This window comes from Pontibacter pudoricolor, assembly GCF_010092985.1.
In the GTDB taxonomy this organism is placed as follows: Bacteria; Bacteroidota; Bacteroidia; order Cytophagales; family Hymenobacteraceae; genus Pontibacter; species Pontibacter pudoricolor.
This window is the reverse complement of sequence record NZ_CP048106.1, coordinates 1,091,878-1,117,614: the sequence shown is the minus strand read 5'-3', so window position 1 is coordinate 1,117,614 and position 25,737 is coordinate 1,091,878. Positions and strand designations below refer to the sequence as shown.

24 protein-coding genes and 2 tRNA genes are annotated in these 25,737 nt (G+C 43.1%); 14 read left to right on the top strand and 12 right to left on the bottom strand.

The features are described 5' to 3' along the window. Positions 1–2: 2 nt before the first annotated feature. The 5 genes from GSQ66_RS04860 (at position 3) to GSQ66_RS04840 (ending at position 4,702) form a co-directional block, all read left to right on the top strand. Positions 3–1,004 (top strand): glycosyltransferase family 4 protein, encoded by a 1,002-nt coding sequence (locus GSQ66_RS04860; protein ID WP_162426427.1) that lies wholly within the window; start codon positions 3–5, stop codon positions 1,002–1,004. Continuing rightward, positions 997–2,148, top strand: coding sequence for a glycosyltransferase family 4 protein (locus GSQ66_RS04855; protein WP_162426426.1), 1,152 nt, complete (start codon positions 997–999; stop codon positions 2,146–2,148). Before GSQ66_RS04860 ends, GSQ66_RS04855 begins: the two co-directional genes overlap by 8 nt. Positions 2,149–2,229: 81 nt before the next feature. After that, positions 2,230–2,805 (top strand): WcaF family extracellular polysaccharide biosynthesis acetyltransferase, encoded by a 576-nt coding sequence (locus GSQ66_RS04850; protein WP_162426425.1) that lies wholly within the window; start codon positions 2,230–2,232, stop codon positions 2,803–2,805. 28 nt (positions 2,806–2,833) lie between these two features. Further along, entirely contained in the window at positions 2,834–3,589 is a 756-nt protein-coding gene (locus tag GSQ66_RS04845; protein WP_162426424.1) for a glycosyltransferase family 2 protein, read from the top strand. Between the two features lie 15 nt (positions 3,590–3,604). Then, positions 3,605–4,702 (top strand): acyltransferase family protein, encoded by a 1,098-nt coding sequence (locus tag GSQ66_RS04840; protein ID WP_162426423.1) that lies wholly within the window; start codon positions 3,605–3,607, stop codon positions 4,700–4,702. 113 nt (positions 4,703–4,815) lie between these two features. Here GSQ66_RS04840 and GSQ66_RS04835 read toward each other — a convergent pair. Next, positions 4,816–4,889 (bottom strand) — tRNA-Asp (locus GSQ66_RS04835). Positions 4,890–4,943: 54 nt separating this feature from the next. Next, positions 4,944–5,017: transfer RNA gene (locus GSQ66_RS04830), tRNA-Asp, on the bottom strand. A gap of 224 nt (positions 5,018–5,241) precedes the next feature. Here GSQ66_RS04830 and GSQ66_RS04825 point away from each other — a divergent pair. The 6 genes from GSQ66_RS04825 (at position 5,242) to GSQ66_RS04800 (ending at position 9,742) form a co-directional block, all read left to right on the top strand. Beyond that, positions 5,242–6,192 (top strand): acetyl-CoA carboxylase carboxyltransferase subunit alpha, encoded by a 951-nt coding sequence (locus tag GSQ66_RS04825; protein ID WP_162426422.1) that lies wholly within the window; start codon positions 5,242–5,244, stop codon positions 6,190–6,192. A gap of 149 nt (positions 6,193–6,341) precedes the next feature. Beyond that, the gene (locus GSQ66_RS04820) at positions 6,342–7,184 is read left to right on the top strand and encodes an MBL fold metallo-hydrolase (protein ID WP_162426421.1); all 843 of its coding nucleotides are present in this window, start codon (positions 6,342–6,344) and stop codon (positions 7,182–7,184) included. Between the two features lie 3 nt (positions 7,185–7,187). Next, positions 7,188–7,955, top strand: coding sequence for a patatin-like phospholipase family protein (locus GSQ66_RS04815; protein WP_162426420.1), 768 nt, complete (start codon positions 7,188–7,190; stop codon positions 7,953–7,955). Positions 7,956–8,087: 132 nt separating this feature from the next. Then, the gene (locus tag GSQ66_RS04810) at positions 8,088–8,714 is read left to right on the top strand and encodes an autotransporter outer membrane beta-barrel domain-containing protein (RefSeq protein WP_162426419.1); all 627 of its coding nucleotides are present in this window, start codon (positions 8,088–8,090) and stop codon (positions 8,712–8,714) included. 93 nt (positions 8,715–8,807) lie between these two features. Beyond that, positions 8,808–9,359: a 1-acyl-sn-glycerol-3-phosphate acyltransferase gene (locus tag GSQ66_RS04805; protein ID WP_162426418.1), complete on the top strand. Its 552-nt coding sequence runs from the start codon at positions 8,808–8,810 to the stop codon at positions 9,357–9,359. A gap of 68 nt (positions 9,360–9,427) precedes the next feature. Further along, positions 9,428–9,742 carry an MmcQ/YjbR family DNA-binding protein gene (locus GSQ66_RS04800; RefSeq protein WP_162426417.1) on the top strand — a complete coding sequence of 105 codons (315 nt, stop codon included), beginning with the start codon at positions 9,428–9,430 and terminating at the stop codon, positions 9,740–9,742. A 75-nt stretch (positions 9,743–9,817) separates the two neighbouring features. On the opposite strand, the gene smc is transcribed toward GSQ66_RS04800, so the two are convergent. Continuing rightward, a complete protein-coding gene (smc, locus tag GSQ66_RS04795) occupies positions 9,818–13,339 on the bottom strand; it encodes a chromosome segregation protein SMC (protein ID WP_162426416.1) in 3,522 nt (1,173 codons plus the stop codon). A gap of 178 nt (positions 13,340–13,517) precedes the next feature. Between smc and GSQ66_RS04790 the strand changes: the two genes are divergently transcribed. Further along, positions 13,518–14,018 carry a hypothetical protein gene (locus tag GSQ66_RS04790; RefSeq protein WP_162426415.1) on the top strand — a complete coding sequence of 167 codons (501 nt, stop codon included), beginning with the start codon at positions 13,518–13,520 and terminating at the stop codon, positions 14,016–14,018. Between the two features lie 103 nt (positions 14,019–14,121). Here the strand turns inward: GSQ66_RS04790 and GSQ66_RS04785 are convergent, their stop codons facing one another. The 3 genes from GSQ66_RS04785 to pckA form a co-directional block, all read right to left on the bottom strand. Further along, positions 14,122–14,793, bottom strand: a complete 672-nt coding sequence (locus tag GSQ66_RS04785) for a DUF4159 domain-containing protein (RefSeq protein WP_162426414.1) — start codon at positions 14,791–14,793, stop codon at positions 14,122–14,124. Between the two features lie 19 nt (positions 14,794–14,812). Next, positions 14,813–15,532 carry a 16S rRNA (uracil(1498)-N(3))-methyltransferase gene (locus GSQ66_RS04780; RefSeq protein ID WP_162426413.1) on the bottom strand — a complete coding sequence of 240 codons (720 nt, stop codon included), beginning with the start codon at positions 15,530–15,532 and terminating at the stop codon, positions 14,813–14,815. A gap of 195 nt (positions 15,533–15,727) precedes the next feature. Continuing rightward, complete coding sequence (gene pckA / locus GSQ66_RS04775; protein ID WP_162426412.1) at positions 15,728–17,344, bottom strand: phosphoenolpyruvate carboxykinase (ATP); 1,617 nt, start codon at positions 17,342–17,344, stop codon at positions 15,728–15,730. A 231-nt stretch (positions 17,345–17,575) separates the two neighbouring features. Between pckA and GSQ66_RS04770 the strand changes: the two genes are divergently transcribed. Both GSQ66_RS04770 and GSQ66_RS04765 read left to right on the top strand, forming a co-directional pair. Beyond that, entirely contained in the window at positions 17,576–18,991 is a 1,416-nt protein-coding gene (locus tag GSQ66_RS04770) for a peptide MFS transporter (protein ID WP_162426411.1), read from the top strand. A 189-nt stretch (positions 18,992–19,180) separates the two neighbouring features. Next, on the top strand, positions 19,181–19,780 hold the full coding sequence (locus GSQ66_RS04765; protein ID WP_162426410.1) for a hypothetical protein: 600 nt from the start codon (positions 19,181–19,183) through the stop codon (positions 19,778–19,780). 130 nt (positions 19,781–19,910) lie between these two features. Here GSQ66_RS04765 and groL read toward each other — a convergent pair whose 3' ends face one another. The 6 genes from groL to GSQ66_RS04735 all read right to left on the bottom strand — a co-directional run bounded on the left by groL (position 19,911) and on the right by GSQ66_RS04735 (position 25,695). Then, the gene (gene groL / locus GSQ66_RS04760; RefSeq protein WP_162426409.1) at positions 19,911–21,551 is read right to left on the bottom strand and encodes a chaperonin GroEL; all 1,641 of its coding nucleotides are present in this window, start codon (positions 21,549–21,551) and stop codon (positions 19,911–19,913) included. A gap of 39 nt (positions 21,552–21,590) precedes the next feature. Next, a complete protein-coding gene (groES, locus tag GSQ66_RS04755; protein WP_199111582.1) occupies positions 21,591–21,881 on the bottom strand; it encodes a co-chaperone GroES in 291 nt (96 codons plus the stop codon). Positions 21,882–22,145: 264 nt separating this feature from the next. Next, complete coding sequence (gene secG / locus GSQ66_RS04750; RefSeq protein WP_162426408.1) at positions 22,146–22,538, bottom strand: preprotein translocase subunit SecG; 393 nt, start codon at positions 22,536–22,538, stop codon at positions 22,146–22,148. Between the two features lies 1 nt (position 22,539). Then, complete coding sequence (locus GSQ66_RS04745; RefSeq protein WP_162426407.1) at positions 22,540–23,883, bottom strand: tetratricopeptide repeat protein; 1,344 nt, start codon at positions 23,881–23,883, stop codon at positions 22,540–22,542. A gap of 29 nt (positions 23,884–23,912) precedes the next feature. Beyond that, the gene (locus GSQ66_RS04740; protein WP_162426406.1) at positions 23,913–24,443 is read right to left on the bottom strand and encodes an LptE family protein; all 531 of its coding nucleotides are present in this window, start codon (positions 24,441–24,443) and stop codon (positions 23,913–23,915) included. Continuing rightward, the gene (locus tag GSQ66_RS04735; protein ID WP_162426405.1) at positions 24,427–25,695 is read right to left on the bottom strand and encodes a sigma-54 interaction domain-containing protein; all 1,269 of its coding nucleotides are present in this window, start codon (positions 25,693–25,695) and stop codon (positions 24,427–24,429) included. Before GSQ66_RS04735 ends, GSQ66_RS04740 begins: the two co-directional genes overlap by 17 nt. Positions 25,696–25,737 lie beyond the last annotated feature (42 nt).

Below are 25,737 nucleotides of genomic sequence, written 5' to 3'. Positions count from 1 at the left end.
CCATGATTGTAGCCCTTATTTTTCGTAAATACACACCATCATTCTATAGTATTGAGAATCTTTTCCGAACAATTTCGGGAGCATTTAAGATTTCGAAAGTAAGGACGGTTTATATGCCTTTTAAATCAGCGCTAAATCCGTTTGCATTGATACATAACATGTGGTATGCCCATAAGCACCAAGGAGATATAAACCATATAACAGGAGATATTTATTACACGGCCTTGGCGCTTGATGGAAAGAAAACAGTCCTGACCATTCATGATCTGGAGTCTCTCCATAGCTCTTCTAAGTTTAAGAATATTATTTTGCAACTGTTCTGGTTGAAACTGCCTGTACAAAGAGCCAGGTATGTAACTGTTATTTCTGAGCATAGCAGACAAAAGCTGTTAAGTGCTTCAGGTATCACAGAAGAAAAAGTCTTTGTTATTCCAAATTGCATCTGTTTCAGGGAAGAGGACTTTAAACCTAAGGAAGGACCTTTATCTGGTAAACCTATTCTGTTGCAAATAGGGACTAAGACTAATAAGAATCTGGAGAATCTTTCAAAGGCACTTGCCGGCTTAAACTGCAAACTATTTATTGTAGGTAAGCTATCTGATGCACAGATTAATCTGCTCTATAGTTATCAAATTGATTATGAAAACTTTGTAAACATATCAGAGCAGGAGCTAAAGCGGCTATACTATATAGCCGACATTGTAACATTTATTTCCATGTACGAAGGTTTTGGACTTCCCATTCTGGAAGCAAATGCGTTAGGTCGACCTGTAATTACTTCTAATGTCACAGCCATGCCGGAGGTAGCCGGTAATGCGGCGCTTTTGGTAGACCCAATGGATACAACTCAAATTCATTTGGCGATAAAACAATTAATTTGTGATGAAGCCTTGAGAGAGCAACTTGTAAGAGCTGGATATAATAATGTAAAACGATTTAGGCCTGAGGCTGTTGCTGCTCAGTATGAAGCGTTATACCAGAAAGTAATGTCCGAAAATGCCTAAACCCCGCATCCTCATATTCATCGACTGGTTTTTGCCGGGTTATAAGGCAGGCGGGCCTATTCAGTCATGTGCTAATATGGTAGAGCACCTAAAGAATGAGTATGATTTCTGGGTAATCACACGTGATACGGACTACTGTGAAACAGAGCCTTATACTACGGTGAAAGCCGGTAGTTGGAATATGCTTTCGTCACATTTACAGGTATATTATGTAGCTGCACCAGAGCTTAAATTTAGTGTGCTTAGAAAAGCAGCAGCTGAGGTTCGCCCTGACATCATTTTCATCAATGGAATTTATTCTTTTTATTTTTCCGTGCTCCCCTTGCGGATTGCAAAGTATATAGGTTGTAGCCATGTAATTGTTTCTGCGAGAGGAATGTTGGCTCCTAGTGCCATACAGGTAAAAGGATCTAAAAAGAAATGGTTTTTACGCTTTACAAAACTTATCGGCCTTTACAGAGAAGTGCGTTTCCACGCAACAAATAGCGCAGAGCAGGAACATATTCTTCAGGTGCTAGGCCAAGAGCAGGAAGTGATGGTTGCTCCAAACCTGGCAAAGTCTTGTACAGGAAATGGATTTTCTGCAAAATTAAAAAGGAGAGGAGAATTAAACCTGGTAAGCATTGGCCGTATTTCACCGGAAAAAAACACGCTATTTGCATTACAACTTTTGAAACAGTTGAAACCAGATACTCACCTGAAGCTGGATATTTTTGGCCCGGTGTACGATGAGGCTTATTGGCAGGAGTGTCAGTCTCTTATCGGGCAATTGCGGGACCAAATTAGCGTTACCTACCATGGGAGTATAGAAAATGATCTGGTTCATACAACACTACAGCAGTACCATGCTTTGCTGTTGCCTACTAAAGGCGAAAATTTTGGACATATTATACTGGAGAGCTTTGTTGCCGGATTGCCGGTAATCATAAGTGACCAAACCCCTTGGCGCAATCTCAGAGATAGAGGTATAGGGTATGATCTTTCGCTTTCTGCACCTGAAAGCTTTGTTACTGCTATATATGAATTAGCTGATATGCCGGATGAACAATATCAGAAAATGACACAAGCAGCTTTTGCACATGCTCAGGAGTTTATATCTGACCCTAAAGCGTTAGAGCAGTATAAAGTACTCTTCCGTTTCTGAGAGGATTTATGCCCGGAGCTTATTGTTTTATTATACTTACTTCATGATAATTTTGCATCTTGCAGTATCGTTAATTGCATAATGACTTTGCAAGCAGGAAATACAACTACCGTAAACTTATCGGCATACAACAACAACTGGTATAAACCAGGTGCAGGCTTTGTGAAGCGCACAGTTTGGTTTTGTATTAACGGGCTATTCTTCATAAATCCCATGAACCCTCTTAGCAGTCTGAAGGTGTGGTTGCTACGTATGTTTGGGGCAAGTGTTGGTAAAGGAGTAGTGATAAAGCCTATGGTTAATATCAAGTATCCCTGGCTGCTGAATATTGGAAATCACGTTTGGATAGGAGAAAATGTCTGGATCGATAACCTGGCACAGGTAACCATAGAGGATAATGTTACGCTGTCACAAGGAGCAATGCTGCTTACCGGAAGTCACAACTATAAAAAAAACACCTTTGATCTTATCATTGGAAGTATAATCCTGGAAGAAGGAGTTTGGATAGGAGCAAAGGCCATTGTATGTCCGGGATTAATCTGTTACACGCACAGCATTCTAACAGCCGGATCTGTAGCAACGCAGAATTTAGCAGCTTATACCATATTCCAGGGAAACCCTGCCACACCGAAGCGTGAGCGCATTATAACACCATAGGCTATGATTAGCTTTTAGCATTTACTCCTTGAAGATCTCTATCATCACCATTGTCTACAACAACTGCGAAACCATTGCCGAAACTATAGAGTCGGTATTGGGGCAAACGTATTCAGATGTAGAATATATTGTTGTGGACGGATTATCAACGGATGGAACAGTATCAATAGTAAAAAGCTTTGGAAGTCGCATCAGCAGGTTTGTATCAGAAAAGGATAACGGCCTGTATGATGCTGTTAATAAAGGTATTGGCTTGGCTACAGGTGATGTTATCGGTTTTCTGCACTCGGATGATATTTTCTATTCACGGGAAAGTATAACTATAGTAGCAGCAGCTTTTATGAAGTATAAGACTGATAGTGTGTACGCCGATTTGTTATATGTGCAGAAGACAGATATAAGTAAAGTTGTCCGAAACTGGGTGTCAGGTAGTTTTAAGCGGGAGAGTTTTTTATATGGCTGGATGCCACCACACCCAACTTTTTATGTAAAAAGGGAAGTATATCAGAAGTTAGGTCTGTATAACACGCAATTTAAAAGTGCAGCCGACTATGAGCTGATGCTACGCTACTTGTATAAGCATAATATCTCAACTACCTATATACAGGAAAAGCTTGTAAAAATGCGTGTAGGGGGTAAAAGTAATATATCTTTGATGAATCGTATCAGGGCAAATCAAGAGGATTATCAAGCATGGATTATTAATGGCCTCCAGCCCCGTTTTTTTACCCGCTTTCTGAAACCGCTTCGGAAACTGATACAGTTTTTTATGTATACTAATTAAATTTTACTAAGTATAATGAAACTAGTTTATTATAAGGAACTAGATGGTGTTCGTGGTATTGCTGCCCTCATGGTGATGATACTCCACTTTTTTGGACAGCGTCTGTATCAATCTTCTGTTTGGCCTCCTATTCTCAAATTTTCTGTACTAGGCCAGACTGGAGTCGATCTGTTTTTTGTTCTTTCCGGTTTTCTGATCACCCGAATTCTTCTTGATACGAAACAACAGGAAGGTTATTTTAAAAAGTTTTACATGCGAAGGTCGATCAGGATATTTCCGCTTTACTTCGGTTTTCTTATATTAACATATTTTATACTACCTCTTTTTACTAATGAAAATATACCAACTTTAAGTAGTCAAATCTATCACTGGCTTTATCTTCAGAACTTTGCTATGACTTTTCAATGGATTTATACTGGTCCTGAACATTTCTGGTCTTTAGCAGTAGAGGAACACTTTTATTTGGTATGGCCACTGTTAGTTTTTTTATTAAATCGTCGGCAGCTATTAATTGTAATTCTTACGATCATAGGTATAGCACTTATAGTAAGGATATTTCTAGTAAGTAGTGGGTATGAAGCTTATTATCTGACCTTTGCGAGAATGGATGTACTGTCATTAGGTGGGTTACTTGCCATTGCGGAGCACAAAAATTTGCTCAGCAGAATAAAACCTATAGTAGTTATTGCTTTGGCATTAACTCTTTCCTTACCAACCATTTATTTATTTCTAAAGTTTGGTGGGGAAGGGAACAGTTATATTCAAATAATAAAGCCTCTGTTGATTGGGCTTTTCTTTCTTTTGGCAGTAACTTATGTTGTGGTCGAAAAGGAAAGTAGTACAATTAAGATATTATTAAATTCAACTATATTCAATTATACTGGTAAAATAAGCTACGGATTGTACGTATATCATCCTCTTTGCTTTAGCATTTATAGTAGATTTTTAAGAAGTGAAAGTATAATTGCTGATTTGATTGGAAGTTTTCTATTAAGTTACCTTATTTCAACGCTTAGCTTCTACTTCTTCGAAAACAAGGTGCTAAAATTCAAGAAGTATTTTGAGTATAGCCACGTTGAGAAACAAAAAACTTTAGTGCCGTCTAGACATTAAAATGTAAGTGTTAGATGGTTTAGAAAGAATAATACTAGGCAACTAAAATATTGGGAATTAGTAACAAAAAAGCCCTTGAAAAATAAATTTCAAGGGCTTCTCTTTTAGAAGAGCGGTCCGGACGGGACTCGAACCCGCGACCTCCGCCGTGACAGGGCGGCATTCTAACCAACTGAACTACCGGACCAATAATGTGAAACAAGAGCCTTTTGCTCTGGATGCGTTGACCGCAGATAATCTGCGGTCCGGACGGGACTCGAACCCGCGACCTCCGCCGTGACAGGGCGGCATTCTAACCAACTGAACTACCGGACCAACTTTGTTTTCCTTAACGCTGTTCGTTAAAGTGATGCAAATGTAGAGCGTATTTTCGTATTCTGCAACACCAATGCATATTTTTCGCACTATATTTTCTCTTCAAAAACCTAATTTGTTGTGTGCCACCACTTTTATTTTTCAATTCCACTATATTTTCTCTACTTACTTACCTGTAATAACATAATCTGTTAAATTTGTAGCGAATTACTAGCGAAGAAAATATGCTTTTAGATTTCGAACAGCCGATTGCTGCCCTAGAAGGCAAACTGCAGGAAATGAAAAAACTGGCAAGCGAAAGCCAGGTAGATGTTTCGGAGGCGGTAAAGGCTCTGGAAGAAAAAATAAAAAACCTGAAAAAGGAAACGTATGCCAACCTTACGCGCTGGCAGCGAGTGCAGCTTTCCCGTCACCCGGACAGGCCATATACCTTAGACTATATTAAGGGCATTACAGATAAGTTTGTGGAGCTTCATGGCGACCGAACTGTAGGTGATGACAAGGCTATGGTTGGTGGCTTTGGAGAGGTTGAAGGCCGTAGTATCATGTTTATTGGGCAACAGAAGGGGCGTAATACCAAGCAGCGTCAGTTGCGTAATTTTGGTATGGCCAACCCCGAAGGTTACCGTAAGGCACTTCGCCTGATGAAAATGGCAGAAAAATTCGGCAGACCAATAGTTACACTGATTGATACCCCGGGTGCATTCCCAGGTTTAGAAGCTGAGGAGCGCGGACAGGGGGAAGCAATTGCCCGTAACCTGAAAGAAATGTTTATGCTGAAGGTGCCTGTTATCTGTATCATTATTGGTGAAGGTGCTTCAGGTGGTGCATTGGGAATTGCTATCGGCGACCGTGTAATGATGCTTGAAAATACCTGGTATTCTGTTATCTCCCCGGAATCATGCTCATCCATACTATGGCGCAGTTGGAACTATAAGGAGCAGGCAGCGGAAGCTTTGAAGCTTACGGCAAAAGATATGCTACAGAACAAACTGATAGACGGTATCATTAAAGAGCCGCTTGGTGGAGCACATACAGAACCTGATAAGATGATGAAGACGATGAAGCGCGAGATCGTGAAGTTGCTTGACGAACTGGAAGCTTTAGATAAAGAAGAACGCATTATGCAGCGTATCGAGAAGTTCTCTGATATGGGAGTGGTGCTGGAGAGTTAAGGAGTTAAAGAGTTTGAGAGTTTGAGAGTTAATGAAGTAAGGCTTTGTTAACTCTCTTTCATTTAACGCAATTAACTAAACCGTATCGAAATTTTAGGAGTATTACCTTTAACTTTCTACCTTTCTAGCTCACAAACACCCTAACTACTATGAAACTTCACGTTATAGATACTGGATTCTTTAAACTGGATGGAGGTGCCATGTTTGGTGTAGTCCCCAAAACCATCTGGCAACGAACCAATCCGGCAGATGAGAATAACCTTTGCACCTGGGCAATGCGTTGTTTACTGATTGAGGATGGAAATAGACTGATCCTGATCGATAACGGAATAGGAGATAAGCAGGACGCCCGTTTTTTCAGTCATTATTATTTACACGGCAATGCATCTTTGCATAGCTCGCTAAAAGCAGCTGGTTTTTCCTCGGAAGATGTAACTGATATGTTCCTTACACATCTGCATTTTGACCATTGTGGCGGTGGTGTGAAGTATAAAAACGGGGGTGGCTCCCTTGAACTTGTATTCCCGAATGCCACGTATTGGTCCAATCCCGATCACTGGAAATGGGCAACAGAACCGAACCCACGCGAAAAAGCATCTTTCCTGAAAGAAAATATTTTGCCGGTGCAGGAGAGCGGACATTTGAAATTTATTGATCCGTCACTGCCGTCGCCGATACCACAGTATGATATCATTTATGTTGATGGGCACACAGACAAGATGATGCTGCCTGTCATCAATTATAAAGGCCATAAACTGGTATATATGGCTGATCTGCTACCTTCGGTTGGGCATATTCCATTGGCTTATGTGATGGGTTATGACACGCGTCCGCTAATAACAATGGAAGAGAAAGCTTCTTTCCTGGATAAGGCAGCCGATGAAAATTATGTCCTGTTTTTTGAGCACGATGCAGTAAATGAATGCTGTACTGTGCAGCAAACAGAAAAAGGCGTCCGGTTAAAAGAGACGTTTCGCTTAAACGAACTATAGCTTGTGAAGATTGGATTAGCCTTATCAGGTGGTGGTGCCCGTGGTATTGCACACTTAGGCGTATTAAGAGCGTTTGATGAGTTAGGAATTAAAGTTTCGATTTTGTCCGGAGTTAGTTCCGGGGCCATTGCCAGCGTGTTTTATGCAGCAGGTTACAAACCCGACGAAATTCTGAAGCTGATTAGAGAGCTGAGTGTGTTTAAGATCATTCGTCCTGCTTTTGGTAAAATAGGTTTTTTACACCTGGATGAAGTGGAGAAACTATATGAAAAGTACCTGGGCAAAAACGCCTGTTTCGAGGACCTGAATATACCCGTAATAATTAGCGCCACTGAAATGAACGAAGGAGTGGTAGTGTATTTTTCGAGCGGCGAATTAATCAAGCCACTTATAGCTTCATCTGCTGTACCTATTCTTTATCACCCTATTGCTTACCAGGGCAAATTACTCAACGACGGCGGCTTACTGAACAATATGCCGGTTGATCCCTTGCATCAGAATTGCGATATCAAGATTGGTGTACATGTAAATCCCATTAATCACCAGGCAAAGATTACAACCTTGCGAAGTATGATAGAACGTACCGCACATCTGGCCATAAATAATAATGTGAAGATGCGGTTGCACCTCTGTGACTTCCTGATCGAACCGCCTGAGCTTAAGTATTACCGCCTGATGAGTTTCCGGAAAGCAGATGAGATCTTTGATATCGGCTATCGCTATACCCTCCATTTAGAGAAACATCTGAAACAGCTTATTGAATCAAATTAAACCATAACCACTACTATCGTTATAGTTGATTACAAGGCGAGTGTTCATTTAGTTAAAAAAAATATAACTATAGTGTAAACGTTTTTAACATCATTCGTACATATGCATATTTAGCCCACACCCTTACTGCATATGAAAAGAATTCTACTTCTATTTTTATTACTTCCTACCTTAGTTATTGCCCAGGAAAACGAGAGTTTCATGTTTAAAGCTAAAGTAAAGCATGGCTCTATCCTGATAGGTGGCTCCCTTAGTGGCTTTGCCTACAAAACGTCAGATAACCTATATTCTTTAAATGGGGCACAGGAAGACGGCAGAAAAATACAGGCAAATCTACAGTCGAAGAACGGTTATTTTGTTCTCAATGATTTTGCTGTAGGATTAAATCTTAATCTGTTTCATGAGAATACGAAAGTAACTTCAGATCCTGAGCAGGAGCCGTTTAAGGAAACTTATTTTCTGGCTGGCCCCTTTGTGCGCTATTACCTGGATAATGGTGTCTTTGGGGAAGCAGGAGCAAGTATAGGCAAGCATAACTTTTCTGATGGTTTCCAGTCTAACCTGCTGGATGCAACTCTGGGCGTGGGCTATGCTTTTTTCTTTAATGAGAAATTTTCTATAGAACCTATGCTTTCGTTCCGCTATTTCCGACAGGTTAAAGATGACCAGACCTATTCAACTTTCGGACCTCTGGTAGGTGTTGGTTTCCAGGCATACCTTCTGCGCAAACGCGCGCATGTTATCAAAATCGGTTTGTAAAAAAGCTTATTTGTGCGTATTTATACACTTTGATTCAAATCTAATAAGCAATCCTAACTATAGCGTTGCTTAACCGGATGTATAAACACCCACATGATCGCAAAATTTTTATCTAAACTTCTCTTTAAAGTTTCCGGCTGGAAACTGAACGGCAACCTTACACCTGAAAACCGCCGTTGCGTAATGATCGCTGCACCCCACACCAGTAACTGGGACTTTGTTTATGCCCGTGCGGCTTTTTACCTGATGGATGCTCCTATACGCTATACCATAAAAAAGGAATTTATGCGATTCCCGTTTGGCGGTTTGCTCCGTTCAATGGGGGCACTTCCAATCGACAGATCGAAGAATACCAGAATGGTTGATGCCATGATCCGGATATTTAAAGAAACCCCCGGAGATATGTGTGTAATGGTAACTCCGGAAGGCACTCGCAAATATCAGCCTCGCTGGAGACGCGGCTTTTATTACGTGGCAGAGGGAGCAGGCGTACCTATCGTTTTAGGTTATTTAGACTATGCTAAGAAAGAAGCAGGAGTCGGCCCTACCATTTATCCAACAGGAGATATTGAGGCTGATCTGGAAAAGATAATGGCCTTCTACAGAACCAAGCAAGGCAAATATCCTGAGCAGGGAGTAAGGTAAGTTAGAAAGTTGGAAAGTTTAGAAGTTAGAAAGTGAATATAGAAGCATTACGTGAATTATGCCTTGCTATGCCTGGTGTAACAGAGGACATTAAGTGGGGCGCTGACCTTTGCTTCCTGGTAGGTGAGAAGATGTTCTGCGTGACCAGTATAGATGCACCACATTCCGTTTCGTTTAAAGTGACTGATGAACAGTTTGATGAAATGGTAGCCCGGCCACTCGTTATACCGGCTCCGTACATGGCCCGCAACAAATGGGTAAACGTGCAGGAGTGGGGCGGACTAACAGATACTGAGTGGGAAACTTATGTTAAGCAGAGCTATAGTTTGGTAAAAGCTAAGTTGCCCAGGAAATTGCAGAAAGAGATCGATGCTATAGTTTAGAAACTATAGTTGATGCATAAAAAAGGCTCCCGAACTATAGTTCAGGAGCCTTTCGTTTTATAGGTAAACTATAGTTTACGCATTCTGCCTTAAATCAACCGGAATAACCCTTGAAATACCGGCCTCGATCATGGTAATACCATACATCACGTCTGTAGAAGCCATAGTACGCTTGTTGTGCGTTACAACTATAAACTGCGACTCGTTCGAGAACGTACGGATAATGTTGTTGAACTTGTCGATGTTGGCATCATCGAGCGGGGCATCCACTTCATCGAAGATACAGAAAGGCGCAGGCTTGAGCAGGTAAATCGCAAACAGCAACGAAATAGCCGTAAGCGTTTTCTCACCTCCGGATAGCTGGTTTATAGTTAACGGTCGCTTTCCTTTTGGCTGCGCCATGATCTCGATCTTTGATTCCAGCGGATTGCTTGGGTCCGTAATCACCAGGTCGCAGTTATCTTCGTCGGTAAACAGGCTGCGGAACACGCGAATAAAGTTGCCCTTTATTTCATTGAACGACTCCAGGAATTTCTCTTTCGCGACCGTGTCGATCTCGTTTATAGTTTCGATCAGGGTATTCTTGGCGTTTACAAGGTCGTTGCGCTGTGTTGTGATGAAGTTATTCCGTTCTTCTATCTCTACGTAAGCCTCGGCAGCCATCGCGTTCACAGGGCCCATCTTATCGATCGTACTGCGTATTCCGGAAATATAGTTGCTCAGCTCTTCGGTTGGCATTTCTATCGTATCGTCGGCAGGCAGATTAAGATCATTTGTTTCGATGTTAAACTCTACGGCCAGACGCTCCTGCACTGATACCAGTTTGATCTTCGTGTCGTTCAGGGCCTGCTGCATGCGCATCAACAGTTCATCGGCGTTCTGTCGTTTGCGCTGTAACTCACGGATCATTTTGTCCTTCTCATCTAACTCACCGCGCAGCGTAAAGTATTTCTTTTCGATTTCTTCCAGTTCATAGCCAAACTCGCGGCGGGCCTCGGTCATCTGCTCAACTATAGCTTCGTTCTCATCAATAAAAGCATTAGCTATAGTTATTTCTTCTTCGGCTTTGGTCATTTCCTGCTTCAGACCTTCGATGCGCTCCTGGTTTGTCTCAACCGTTTTCTGCTTGTAGCTGATCTCCTGCTGCAAACTGGCGAAGCGGTTTTTGAGCTGGTGGAACTGAATGTTCTCCTGGTTATACATCCCATTTATTACAGCGATCTGTTCCTGCTGACGATTTAATTGCGACGTATAAACAGCAAGTTCTTCTTCCAGACGCTTCAGGTCCTGCTGGTCTGTTTCCGCTACCGGCGACATCTCCAGGTAAAGTCTGCTCAGCTCATCTTTGCGTTGCAGCAGTTCTTCTTTTTTCTGGGTATAGTTGTGGCGGTTCTGCTGATGCTGTTCATGTCTGATGCGTATCGTTAGCAGTTCCTGTTGCTGTTTGGCTGTTTCACGCTCAAGCTCCTTAATACGCTCTTTCTGCGATTCCCCTTTATAGTTCAGCAGGATCTGTTGCTGCGCATTTACACGGCTCTGCAGAATATCTGTTTGCCTGATCAGTTCTTCTACTTCCTTCGCCAGCGTTTCCAGGTTCTGCTTACGACCTAAACGGTTTCCATCCAGCACGCCCACAGAGCCACCCGATAAGCTCAAGGGCTTTTTAATAGCGGACCCATCCTTCAGCAGAATTGTTTTATAGTCTGTATCATACAGATCCACGTCATCACTGATATACACATTGTTTAACATGTACTTCAGCAACTCGCTATACTTCTTATCAGCTTTCACAACTTCGTAGGCGGCTTTCAGATCACCTTCAGAGTAAGTGCCGGTTGGCTCCAGTTCCTCTATCTCCGAAAGGATAATGAAGTTCGCGCGACCCTTATTCTGGCTCTTCAGCAACTCCACGGCATCCAGGGCATCCTGCAGATCATCCACTACAAAGAAGTTCATGTAAGGCTCCAGGTAGCTTTCTATAAGGCCTTTATAGTCAGGCTCACAAACGATTATATCCGAAAGGAGCGGGGCTGGCTTTGGCCAGTCGCCGGACTGCGCCAGAAACTTGATCGCCTCTGGAAAACCTTCCATATTCTCGACCAGCGATCTTGTCAGGTTGTACTGGTTTTGCTTCGCGTCGCGGGTACGATTCAGGTCAACAAGCTGCTCTTTCAGCCCTTCGATATCCTGTTCCGTTTTTTCGATGTTCTGCAACAGCGTTTCTTCTTTGGCCTGCAGGCTTACTAATTCTGATGTGGTGTTTTCAAGCAACTCCTGCGCTTCCAGAAGCTGTTCAGCCAGAAGCTGGGCATCTTCATCAGCCGTCAGCTGCTGCTGTTCCATGCGGTCCAGGTCGGCAACTATACTTTGTATCTGCACATTGCTAATTTCCAGTTGTTTGTGGTGCTGGAAAACGGCATTTTGCTTATCGCGGTGCTGCAGGCTCAGATCCTGAAAAGAATCCTGTAAGGTCTGTTTCTGTTCATTGGCTTCCTGTAATTCGTCTTTCAGGGTTTTAACCTGCTTTTCGGCAGTGCCAAACTGTTCCTGTACCGCTTCCAGTTCATCGCGCAGTTGCCCGATACTTTCCTGTATGTGCTCTACATTCGACGAATCCTGGCTGATTTGCTGGCGCAGTTGTGTAATACGCTCTTTCAGATAGGTGCTGCGTTCCGCCTTTAATTTGATATCATTCTCCAGTTGGCGCAACTTGGCAGTTTGTACCTGCATGGTTTTCTGCATTTCGCCAAGCTGTTCCTGGGTGCGGTTCAGTTCTTCTTTCTGGTCAGCAATGGCATCTTCAGCTTCTGTTACAGCACCAACATAATCTTCTTTAAGAGCTGTTTCACGCTGCACATCCTGCTCCAGGCGCTCCATCGTTTGTTGGTACTGGCTTATGTTGCGGCGCGCAAACTCTAAACTATGCTTTTTATAGTCATCCTTTAACTGGAAATACTTAATAGCTTGTTTCGCTTGCCTTTCCAGCGTTTTCATGTTCTTGCCGATCTCGAACAACACGTCTTCCACGCGCTCCAAATCGGCATCAGTTTCTTCCAGCTTTTTAAGGGTCTGCTTTTTACGTACCCGGAACTTAGAGATACCGGCGGCTTCCTCGAACAACAACCGGCGAGAGTTTTCCTTATCGTTAAGGATCTCGTCCACCATCTTTAGTTCGATGATCGCATAACTATCCGACCCAATACCAGTGTCCAGGAAAAGTTCGTTGATGTCTTTCAGGCGGCAGGGAACACCATTCAACAGGTATTCGCTGTCGCCGGAGCGGTGATAACGACGGGTAACCGTAACCTGCGAATATTCGGTAGGAAGAACGCCACGGTTATTATCGAAGGTGATGGATACTTCGGCCATCTGCACCGGCTTGCGGGTCTTGGAACCGTTAAATATCACGTTCTCCATTTTGTCGGAGCGCAGGTTTCGGGTTTTCTGTTCACCCAGTACCCAACGGATAGCATCTACCACGTTCGATTTTCCGCAGCCGTTTGGCCCAACAATCCCTGTTATCCCTTCGTCGAAGTTTATGACCACACGGTCGCCGAAACTCTTGAAGCCTTTGATTTCTAATCTTGATACTTGCATTCGCTAAAAGCAGAAATTCTGAATTCTAATCTCAAAAATAAGACTATTTCCCGTATCTAAGACAGACAATAGGTGGATTAAACTATAGTTTTTATTAATTCTATAGTTTGCAAGGGATTGATTTAGCGAAGCAGGATTTATACTATAAAATTGCTATATTTGGTAATACGACGATCAGATGGAAGATTTTAAGGTCATATTTTACATATTGCTGGCAGTTGGCTATTTCCTGTTCAGCTTTTTCAGGAAATATTTTAAGGAAGATAATACCCAGCCTAAGAAGTTCCGTGATGAGAATGAGCCGCCTGTTGAGCGCCCGCAACCACAGCGCAACCCTGCAGTGCCTGTAACTTCTTTTGAGGATATTCTGCGCGAATTACAGCCTAAAATGGAACAGGCAAAAGCTCAAACCAGAGAGGTAGTATATGAAAAGCCTGTTAAGCAAGCCCAGACTGTAGAAGCTCCAAGGGTTAGTAAGTATGAGCATCAGGCCCCGGCTGCAGTTTCGCTGGAAAGAACTATAGCTAACCGCCCTCAGATGGAAAGAAAATCTGTATTTGAACACTATGAGATAAAGCCGAAAATAGCGCTCCGTAAATTTGATCCGTCTATCCTTCGTAACCCAACAACAGCGCGTGATGCTTTTGTTTTATCAGAGATCTTTAACAGAAAGTATTAATTGTTTATTGTTGTTTGTTAGATGGAATAAGGGTCTTCAAAACAGACAACTTTTATAAATTACAGTTCTGATCAATCCATTCATTCAATTATTCAAAATTCAATCATTGTAGTCCGCTGCCCTGGGTTAAGGCAAACGTTAAAATGTTAGCGCCCATTTGTAAGGCCTCCCGCCGTTTGTTTTCGGGATCGTTATGTACTTCAGCATCTTCCCAGCCATTGCCCAGGTCGGTTTCGTAACTATAGAAACAAACTAATCTGCCTTTATAAATAATGCCAAATCCTTGTGGAGGCTTATTGTCGTGTTCATGTATTTTAGGCAGTCCATTCTTAAAAGTATATTTCTGCCTGTAAATCGGATGATCGAACGGTAACTCTATAAAATCAGATTCCGGGAACACCTTTTTCATTTCTTTCCGGATGTATTTATCCAGGCCATAGTTGTCGTCGATGTGCAGGAAGCCGCCACTAGTCAGGTAGTTCCGGAGGTTTTGAGCATCAGCATCAGAGAAAACCACATTCCCATGCCCCGTCATGTGCACGAACGGATAGCTGTATAGTTCCGGGTTGCCAACCTCGACCACATCTTCGTCCGGCTTTATGTTCATGTTCAGGTTCTGGTTGCAGAACTTTATAAGATTAGGCAGGGATGTTTTGTTGGCATACCAGTCGCCGCCTCCGTTATATTTAAGCTTGGCAATTTTTAAACTATAGCGCTGTGCCGCCAGTGGCGTAACTATAAGAAGCAAAAAAAACAGGAGCAGGATTTGTTTCATTTCTATAGTTTATTGTTTGTTAGTCTAACGCAGAATAAATCTCATGCAGCACTTGTAACGTATGGCAGGCCACAAGCGCAGCTGTCTCAGTACGAAGCCTGCTTTCGCCAAGGGTAACAGGCCGGATACCAGCTTCATAAGCAGCTCTTATTTCATCCGTAGAGAAGTCTCCTTCTGGCCCGATCATGATACAGTGTGGCTTGTCTACTTTAAAGTAATCCTTGATTGGTTTAGTGGCATCTTCTTCTAAGTGAGCTATAAACGTACGGTCGTGATGCGCCTGCTGCACAAACTTATGAAAAGGAGTGAGGTCATGAAGTAATGGCAGGTATCCTTTCTGAGATTGCTTCATGGCGCTGATCGCAATTTTTTCCAGCCTGTCCAGGCGCAATTGGCGACGCTCCGAATGCTCACACAACAGAAAGGTGATTTCGCTGACGCCGATCTCTACCGCTTTCTCCACAAACCATTCCATGCGCTCTATATTCTTGGTAGGCGCCACCGCGATATGCGAAACATAAGGCAGCTTGCCATACTCGATCTGTTTATCGATGATCTGCAACTGGCACTTTTTAGGGTTTGCATCCTGAATTATAGCTGTGTAAAGTCCGCCTACACCATCTACCAGGTATACTGTATCGCCCTGATGGAGACGCAATACGCGTGTGCAGTGCTTCGACTCTTCCTCGCTCAAGGTGTAAAATTCTGTGGTGATAACCGGTGTATAGAACAGGTGCACTTTTTTTAATTGTTAAATTGTTGATTGCTGCATTTTAAATTAACTATAGTTTACAGGTAGTTTGTAATTGTCAGCTATAGTTTATCAAACAAATATAGTAACTATACGAAACTATAGTTTTAATGCTGATGCAGGTAATAAAATATAAAAGCCCCGAAGCTTTAGGCTACGGGGCTTTTATGCAGATTGGTATAATTAGTCGATAGCAACTTCAACCTGAGGTGCACCCGCTAATATTTCAGCGTTCGCATAGCTTGCGTACTTCGTAAAGTTCTTCACGAATTTAACAGCCAGATCAGTAGCTTTCGCATCATACTCTTCTTTGTTGGCCCAGGTGTTACGTGGGTTCAGGATCTCGGCAGGTACGTTAGGGCAGCTGTCCGGCATCTCAATACCAAACACAGGGTGCTTTGTAAAGCTTACATCGTTCAGTTCGCCGTTAAGGGCAGCCGTGATCATGGCACGTGTGTATGGCAGTTTCATGCGCGAACCAATGCCATAAGGGCCACCGGTCCAGCCTGTGTTAATCAGCCATACATTTACGTTATTCTCTTCCATCTTTTTACCAAGCATTTCAGCATACTTGGTTGGGTGCAGTGGCAGGAATGCAGCACCAAAGCAGGCAGAGAACGTAGTTTGCGGTTCCGTAATGCCAACCTCTGTACCAGCAACTTTAGCTGTGTACCCTGAAATAAAGTGATACATCGCCTGGCTGGCATTCAGTTTTGAGATCGGAGGCAGTACGCCAAAAGCATCAGCTGTCAGGAAGAAGATATTTTTAGGGATATCAGCTCTTGAAGGCTCAACTGCATTATCGATGTGGTTGATCGGATAAGCAGTACGTGTGTTTTCTGTTACTGAGCTGTTTGTATAATCAACGGTACGTGTTCCTTCGTAAAAACGCGTGTTTTCAACTATAGATCCGAATTTAATAGCATCCCAGATCTGCGGCTCTTTTTCTCTTGTCAGGTCAATAACTTTTGCATAGCAACCGCCTTCAAAGTTAAATACGCTGTCAGCGGCCCAGCCATGCTCATCGTCACCGATCAGGCCACGGTTAGGGTCAGCAGACAGGGTAGTTTTACCTGTACCTGACAGACCGAAGAAGATAGCAGTGTCACCATCTTTACCAACGTTGGCAGAGCAGTGCATCGAAAGCGTATCTTTTTCGTGCGGCAGGATATAGTTCAGCACGCCGAAAATACCTTTCTTCATTTCGCCGGCGTAACCAGTACCACCAATCAGGATCATGTTCTTCGTAAAGTTGATGATCGCGAAGTTTGGCTGGCGTGTACCATCTACTTCCGGATCAGCCTGGAACTCAGGAGCGCAGATAATGGTAAACTCAGGCGTGTGGTTTGCTAACTCATCTTCAGTTAAACGCAGGAACATGTTGTTACAGAAAAGGTTCTGCCATGCCTGTGTGTTAACTATACGGAGGTTTAAGCGGTAATCAGGATGCGCTCCGGCATAGGCATCACGTACGTAAAGCTTCTTATCCTTCAGGAAATCAACCATTTTAGCTTGTAACTGGTCGAATTTTTCTGGGGAAAATGCAATGTTGATATCGCCCCACCAAACAGAGTTTTCTGTTTTGGCGTCTTTCACTACGAAGCGGTCTTTTGGGGAACGACCGGTAAATTTACCTGTATCGCACATCAATGCGCCGGTATCAGTAAGGGCACCTTCGCCATTTTTAATGGCCTCTTCTACCAGCTCAGCCGGACTCAGGTTCCAAAGCACTTCTTTCGCCTCTTTAATACCTAAGCTGTCTAAACCTACTGCATTAGATTTATGTCCAGATTCTTTCATTTGAAATTTATTGGGTTTATTAAAATAAGGTGATGTTTAATAACTAATTATGAGACAAAAATATGAAAAATAATATATCTAAGTAATGGTTCGGTAATTTATAATAACACTGATATAACACATATACTATATAACGTAAAATATTTGTCAGTTTGTACGTAAACTAATATATTTACCTTCTTCGTATGCTTAAGTTTACTATTTAACCTAACAATCAACTAATCTAAATCTATGTCTGTTAACCTACAACACCCTAATGCTGCGGCGGATAAAGAAAATCTGAAGCATCCCAAAGGGCTGTACCTGTTATTCTTTACAGAGTTATGGGAGCGCTTCAGCTACTACGGGATGCGTGGCCTTTTAATGCTATATCTTACAAAAACTGCCCTAGAAGGCGGTTTGGGCTACAGTGTAGCAGATGCAGCGTTAATTTATGGTTACTTTACCGGTTTCGTATATTTTACGCCTATTATAGGTGGTTGGTTGGCCGATAAATTTATTGGTCACCGCCGTGCCATCCTGATAGGTGGTGTGCTGATGGCACTTGGCCAGTTCAGTTTGTTCTCTACGCCATACATAGGAGTGGAGATGACCTACCTTGGGCTGTTACTCTTAATTATAGGTAATGGTTTCTTCAAACCTAATATTTCTTCTATAGTTGGTAACCTGTATGCGCAGGGCGACCCACGCCGCGACTCAGCGTTTACCATCTTCTATATGGGCATTAACATTGGTGCTTTTTTTGCTCCGTTGGTGTGCGGTTACCTTGCCGAAGATTATTTTGCCACTAAAGCTGTAGTGAATGGTGTTGAGACGGTGACTAACTATGGTTTCCAGTATGGTTTCTTAGCTGCCGGTATCGGTATGGTTATCGGCCAGCTCGTATTTAATACCTTAGGTCCGAAACTACTTGGCGACCTAGGTTTAAAACCTGTAAAAGCAGAAACTGACGAAGCGACCGGACAGCCTAAAAAAGCGGATAAGCTTACGAAAGAGGAGATCGACCGAGTATCGGTTATCTTCATTATATCGATTTTCGTTATTTTCTTCTGGGCAGGTTTTGAGCAGGCAGGTAGCTCGCTTACAGTTTATACTGATAAATACATCGATCGTGAAGTTTTTGGTTACCTGATCCCAACTTCCTGGTTCCAGTCGGTTAACCCATTGTTCATTGTAATGTTTGCCCCTCTAACAGCTCAGCTTTGGTTATTCCTGGCCAAGCGCGGAAAAGACTTAAGCATCCCAACTAAAATGGGTATGGGTATGATCCTGCTTGGCGTTGGTTTCTTCTTTATGGTGGGAGCTGTTATGGAGCGTGGTGGCGTTGAAGATGCAACTATAAAAGCGAGCCTTGCCTGGTTGATCGCTACTTATTTCTTCCACACTATCGGTGAGCTTTGTCTTTCTCCAATCGGTCTTTCAATGGTAACGCGCCTGGCGCCTGTAACATTGGTTTCAATGCTGATGGGTGTTTGGTTCCTGGCTCCATTTATTGCCCAGATCGCAGGTGGTTACATTGCATCTTATGTTGAAGAACTTGGTGCCATGACCATTTTCGCTACTATAGGCGGATTTGTGATTCTGGCAGGTCTAATCCTGATAGCACTTACACGTAAGCTGATGTATATGATGCACGGTCGCGGTTAAGCACGATTCCAAAATAATTTTATAAAAAAGGCCCTGCTAATTTTAGCAGGGCCTTTTTTATATTATAAATTTTATACTTTTGCGATCTGTTAAATTCTAAGCTATAGTTGCCTAGGTATCAGTAGCTTATATATGTTATTGCTTATATTTTATAAATAAACTTATAGCCAAATTTTACACTTTTAGCCCATGTTTTCTATTACCCGGAAGTGGCAGCTTATAGTTGTGCTTTCACTTTTTGTCTTGTATAGTTGCAAAACTGATACAGTTATCCCTGTCGCCACTACTTCTGAGCCAGATACTATAGTTTATACTATAAAGAAAGGCGAGCACGATACTAAATCGCCACTGACGTTGCGAACCGTAAGTACTTTAAAGTTTGAAGCTACTTTTAACGCATCAGCTGTTTACCAAACTATAGAAAAAGTAAACCAGGCCGATATAAACAAACTATACGGCATTTCAGATTGCAACACCGATCATCATAGTAACAGCGCACGTTACGGCTGGCGCTGGTACAACAATCACCTCGAGATACATGCTTACACTTACCTGAACAAAGTGAGGAAGTCTGAATTGGTTGGTGTAGTCGAGTTAAATAAACCTTATAGTTACGAAATACAGCTGCTCGATAATAAGTATGTATTTAAGCTCAATGATAAGACTGTAGAGTTGCCAAGGCATTGCACCGGAAAAGGAGAAAGCTACCAACTATACCCATACTTTGGCGGCGACGAAGTGGCTCCACACGACATAACCATAGCTATAAAAGAGTTAGAGAGCCGATGAGTTTGGGAGTTAATGAGTTGAGCTGGTTTTTTCTTTTCAATTTAGCTAATTCGTAATTCTGACAAAAAACAAAAATCCCCTGTACCAAGCGGCACAGGGGATTTTTTATAGTCTACTATGGGATGTGTGATTACATCATGCCGCCCATGCCGCCCATGCCACCTGGCATGCCGCCGCCCATTGGAGCACCTTCTTCAGCAGGCTCTTCTGATACTACACACTCCGTAGTAAGAAGCAGGCCAGCAATAGAAGAAGCATTCTCTAAAGCAAGGCGTGTAACCTTGGTTGGGTCAATGATACCAGCTGCGAACATGTTCTCGTATCTGTCATCACGGGCATTGTAACCGAAGTCAGCTTTGCCTTCGCGGATAGCTTGTACCACTACAGAACCTTCGCCACCAGCGTTGGCAACTATAGTTCTTAGCGGAGCCTCCAGTGCAGTTTTAATGATGCTTACACCTGTCTGCTCATCAGCATTGTAAACGTCGATGTTGTTAAGAGCATCTAAAGCACGGATCAGGGCAACGCCACCACCAGCTACGATACCTTCTTCAACAGCTGCTCTTGTTGCGTGCAATGCATCGTCAACGCGGTCTTTCTTCTCTTTCATCTCCACTTCAGTAGAAGCACCGATGTAAAGGATAGCAACTCCACCAGAAAGCTTCGCTAAACGCTCCTGAAGTTTTTCTTTATCGTATTCAGATGTAGTTGATTCCATCTGAGATTTGATCTGGTTGATACGGGCAACGATATCATCTTTAGAACCACCACCATTAACTATAGTTGTGTTGTCTTTGTCGATGATCACTTTCTCAGCCTTACCAAGGTAATCCAAAGTTGCGTTCTCTAACTTGTAGCCACGCTCTTCAGAAATTACAGTACCGCCAGTCAGGATAGCGATATCTTCCAGCATTGCTTTTCTTCTGTCGCCGAAGCCAGGAGCTTTAACAGCTGCAATCTTAAGCGAGCCACGCAGTTTGTTTACTACCAATGTAGCAAGTGCTTCGCCGTCTACGTCTTCAGCAACTATAACTAAGCCCTTACCAGTCTGAACAACCTGCTCTAATACTGGCAGAAGCTCCTTCATAGTAGAAACTTTCTTGTCGTAGATCAGGATGAAAGGATTGTCGAAGTCAGCTTCCATTTTCTCTGCGTTTGTCACAAAGTATGGAGACAGGTAACCGCGGTCAAACTGCATACCTTCTACAGTTTTCACTTCCGTTTCAGTACCTTTTGCTTCCTCAACAGTGATAACGCCGTCTTTACCAACTTTATCCATTGCATCAGCGATCATTTTACCGATCTCAGCATCGTTGTTGGCAGAGATAGTACCTACCTGAGCAATTTCAGAAGAGTTTTCGATTTTCTTGGACTGTGAGCGCAGGTTCTCCACTACAGCATGTACTGCTTTGTCGATACCACGCTTCAGGTCCATTGGGTTTGCACCAGCTGCTACGTTCTTGATACCAGCAGTGTAGATAGCCTGAGCCAATACAGTTGCAGTAGTTGTACCGTCACCCGCCTGGTCAGCAGTTTTAGAAGCTACTTCTTTTACTAATTGTGCACCCATGTTCTCGATAGGGTCTTTCAGCTCGATTTCTTTCGCAACTGATACACCGTCCTTAGTGATAGTAGGGGCACCGAATTTTTTGTCAATAATTACGTTACGGCCTTTAGGACCTAAGGTAACTTTTACAGCATTCGCCAATTTGTCTACACCGGCTTTAATTTTGCCACGTGCGTCGGCATCAAATGTGATGTTCTTAGCCATAGTTTATATGATCTGATTAAGTTTTACTTATTGAAAAGATTAAAGTACTGCCAGGATATCTGACTCGCGCATGATCAGGTAGTCACCGCCATCAATTGAGATCTCAGTACCGGCATATTTGCCATACAACACCTGGTCGCCTACTTTAACTTGCGGCTGCATTAGTGTACCTTGCTCAGATACCTTGCCTTCGCCAACGGCTACTACCTCACCACGCTGTGGTTTTTCTTTAGCAGTGTCCGGAATGATGATACCAGACTTCGTTTTTTCTTCTGCTGCAGCAGGAGCTACGATCACTCTGTCTGCTAATGGTTTAATGCTGATTGACATAGTTTGTTATTGTTATTAGGTTTTATGGTTGAAATTAAACTTTGAAACCGTATAGTTCTTATCACTTCCTGTGCCAAGCTGCTTTTAGCTATAGTTTAAGCCAATTTTACAGACTTAACTACTGCCAGACCTGACAGTTTTGTCATTTTATGACAGACTAAGGAACTTTTTTGGTAAACGGGAGCGAAGAGGTGGCAGAAATAGCAAATAAAAAAAGCCAACCTGCATAAGGTTGGCTTACTTATATTTTCTGGTAATTGTTACCTATTGTCCGTTGTTAGCAGTGTCTACCATCGCTGGTATATCAGCAGGATCAGGAATAGCAGCAGTAGTGTCAGTGGTAGCACCAGGTAATGCAGCAGGAGCACCCGGAAGCTGTGACTGACGTGCACGTTCTTCGTTAATGCTTTTGCTTGTTGTACCTTCGTTGGAGTTACCAACCATCATGTGTGTACCAAGTGTTAATACTACCAGGGCAATTGCAAAACCCCAGGTTAATTTCTCAAGCAGGTCACCAGTACGTTTTACACCCATTAGCTGGCTGGTGCTGCCTCCAAACTGGCTGGAAAGCCCGCCTCCTTTAGGGTTTTGTGCTAGCACAACCAGAATTAGCAACACGCAAATGAAAATGATAATACTGATAAGGGCGATGTACATCTTAGTTTAAGTTTTGTAATTTTTCTATCTGTTCAGCAAAGTAACTCTTTTTTTCCGGATTTTTCAAAATGAGTTGCTCATATATTTTGATTGCCTTTTTAACTTTACCTTGTTTTAAGAAGATATTAGCAAGGTTTTCAGAGGCCATTCCTTTCTTCATCTTCGAATTACGGAGCGAAAGATCTTCCTGTGGCTCTTCTTTCAGCTTGATGTTGGCCATCGTTTTCAGCCTTGGATTCAGTTTCAGGAACTGATCAATAATATCCAGCTGCTCGCTTAGTATGTTGGTAGCAGGCTGAATAGCTTTCTCCAGTTCGTGGGTTTTATTATACTCCAGTATCAGCTCCGGATGGAAAGCATATGGTTTAGGACGTGTATAGTCGTTTTTAAGGAGCAGCTGTTCGCCCATTCTGCTCGACCCCATCCAGTAACCCAGTGCATCTTCCGCGTACATGCGGTCAATTTCATCATAGTTATAGGTTACCTGCGCATCTTCAGGGTTATTGGCTGTTATTACTTCCGATACCTCGTTGCTGAAAACGAATGGAGACACTATAGGTGTAACGTCAACTATAGTTTCCTGCTGAGGCGGGAAGTCAGCTTGCAGCTCAATTTCCTGCAGTGCTGCCTCCGTTTCATGCAGCAGTAACGGGTCCTCAATTACCACAGGCTCCTCTGTAATTTCAGGATCCGGGTCTTGTGCCAGCAAGTCAGTAAAAGAAGTGTTCAGGCTACTTATAGTTAGCAGGTCTGCCAGTTCCGAATCTGAGGTAGAAACAGTTACTGTAGCGATAGTTGCTACGGCGTCCGCCTGGTTTTCTATCTGCTCTTCATCAGTAATAATTTCAACCTCAGAAGGCTCGGTTTCAGCAACTATAGCACTCTTTTCTGTATCTGTAGTTTGATCTTCAGCTTCAGTGGAAGCGGTAGCTATAGTTTCCGATATCGCAACAGCTTTTGGTTCAATTTCTGAAACCTGCGCCTGATCTATAGTTGGCGCTACACTTTCCTCAACTATAGATTCTGGTTGCGCTATAGTTGCAGTTTCAGTTTCCTGCGGCATAGGCTCCTGCTCTGCAGTAACTGGTTCGTCGAATTCAGGGGTTTGAACGGGCGAGGTATAAATGACACGCTTCAGTAACTGGCGGTCGGTGGCGTAAGATGCCGCCCGGCGCAGGCGCTGCGTGGAGAGCATGCTTCCCTTGTCGTAAGCAGATTTGGCAAGGAGCAGGTGAGCAGTCTGGCAGTAAGGGAAGGCATTAGATACCTTTTCCAGTTCCGCTGTTTGCTGGTCTGTAATGCTCGAAGCTTTCTGTATCAGTTCAAGAAAAGCTGATTTATTCATTAGGTGATTTGTGCTTAAAGGGCTAATACTTACCAGTTTGCAACTGTTTTGTTAAACACATCCGTTACCAGACGCTCTGTTAATGATTCGATCTCAGCAGGCGATAATTGCGTCAGGTCACGGTCCTGGGCAAAATCCTGAGAGATAGAAAAAAGCTGGTCAAAATTCTCGTCCGGGTTCATGTTGTTTGTAAATCGAACCTGTATGCCTAGTGTCAGTCTGTTCAGAGCAGCCTGGTCCAGCTCGCCATCACGCTGAATAGCGGCCGGCGTAACAGTAAAGCTCACAATCTGACCCTCCAGTTGCAGGTCGCCTTCCTGTTGCAGAATAGTGAGGTTTGTATTGCGGCGGTAATAGTCTTTAAAATTATTGGTAACCAGCTGCGTTAAGTTTGCCGGGCCTTCACCGGTCGGGTTCTCAAAATTCTGTATCGAGATGGTTTTAATATCCGGCGATATAGTGGTGCCGGTAAAGGAATATACACCACAGCCGCTAACTATAGTTAGTAGCAGCAGCAGGGGCAAGGTAAAAAGTCTGGTTAAGTTATTCTTCAATTTCATACTGTTTCAGTTTTCTGTACAGCGTTCGCTCAGATATACCAAGGTCCTGAGCGGCATATTTGCGCTTGTTGTTGTGCTTCTTCAGCGCCTTCACAATCAACTCCTTTTCCTTATCTTCTAAAGATAGACTTTCTTCAGCATTTTCGTGCTGGATGTCTTCTATTTTTTGATCGTCGTATTCATGTGGCTGCGCCTGTTTCATGGGAAGGTAAAAAGCATCCGACTGTTCCTGTGTAGGATAGGTGCGGCTTTCAAACTGGCCAATGTTCTCAAACAAATGTCCGTGCTCTTTTAATAAGTCGGTTTCGACAGGCTGCTGAGTCAGCATCTCAAAAACCAGCTTTTTAAGCTCCGACACGTCGCGGCGCATATCAAATAACACTTTATATAATATGTCTCGTTCCGAAAAAGGCTGTTCAGCAGCTTTTTCAGCATTCAGTAAGGCCGGTACGTGGCTTGCCTGTTCACGTGGCAGATAACGCTTCATGGTTTCTGAGTCAATCTCACGCTCATATTCCAGCACCGATATCTGCTCTACTATATTTTTGAGCTGCCGAATGTTGCCCGGAAACCTGAAATCAAGTAATAATTTAACTGCCTCTGATGTGAGCGTAATAGGCTTGACGCGGTATTTTTCAGCGAAATCGCTGGCAAATTTACGGAACAGCAGGTACACATCATCGCCACGTTCGCGCAAAGGGGGCACTGTAATCGGTACCGTATTTAATCTATAGTACAGGTCTTCTCTGAAACGGCCTTTCTCAACAGCATTCAGCAGGTTTACGTTGGTAGCGGCTACCACACGCACATCCGTTTTCTGTACTTTAGAAGAACCTACTTTTATAAATTCGCCATTTTCGAGCACACGCAGCAAACGGGCCTGCGTACCAAGTGGCATTTCACCTATTTCATCCAGGAAAATAGTACCGCCATCAGTTACTTCAAAATAACCTTTGCGGGTATCGTGTGCTCCTGTAAAAGAACCTTTCTCGTGGCCAAAAAGCTCAGAATCTATAGTTCCTTCGGGAATAGCACCACAGTTGATAGCTATAAACTGGCCATGTTTGCGCGGACTAAGGTGGTGGATGATCTTGGAGAAAGATTCTTTACCACTACCACTTTCACCCGTAATCAGCACTGTCATCTCGGTAGGAGCTACCTGCGCTGCTACCTGTATGGCATAGTTTAGCTGTGGCGAGTTACCAATTATCCCGAACCGCTGTTTTATACTTTGAATATCGATGGTGCGCATGTTGTTAAATTTGAAGATTTGGTATAAGCAGATTTGAAAATG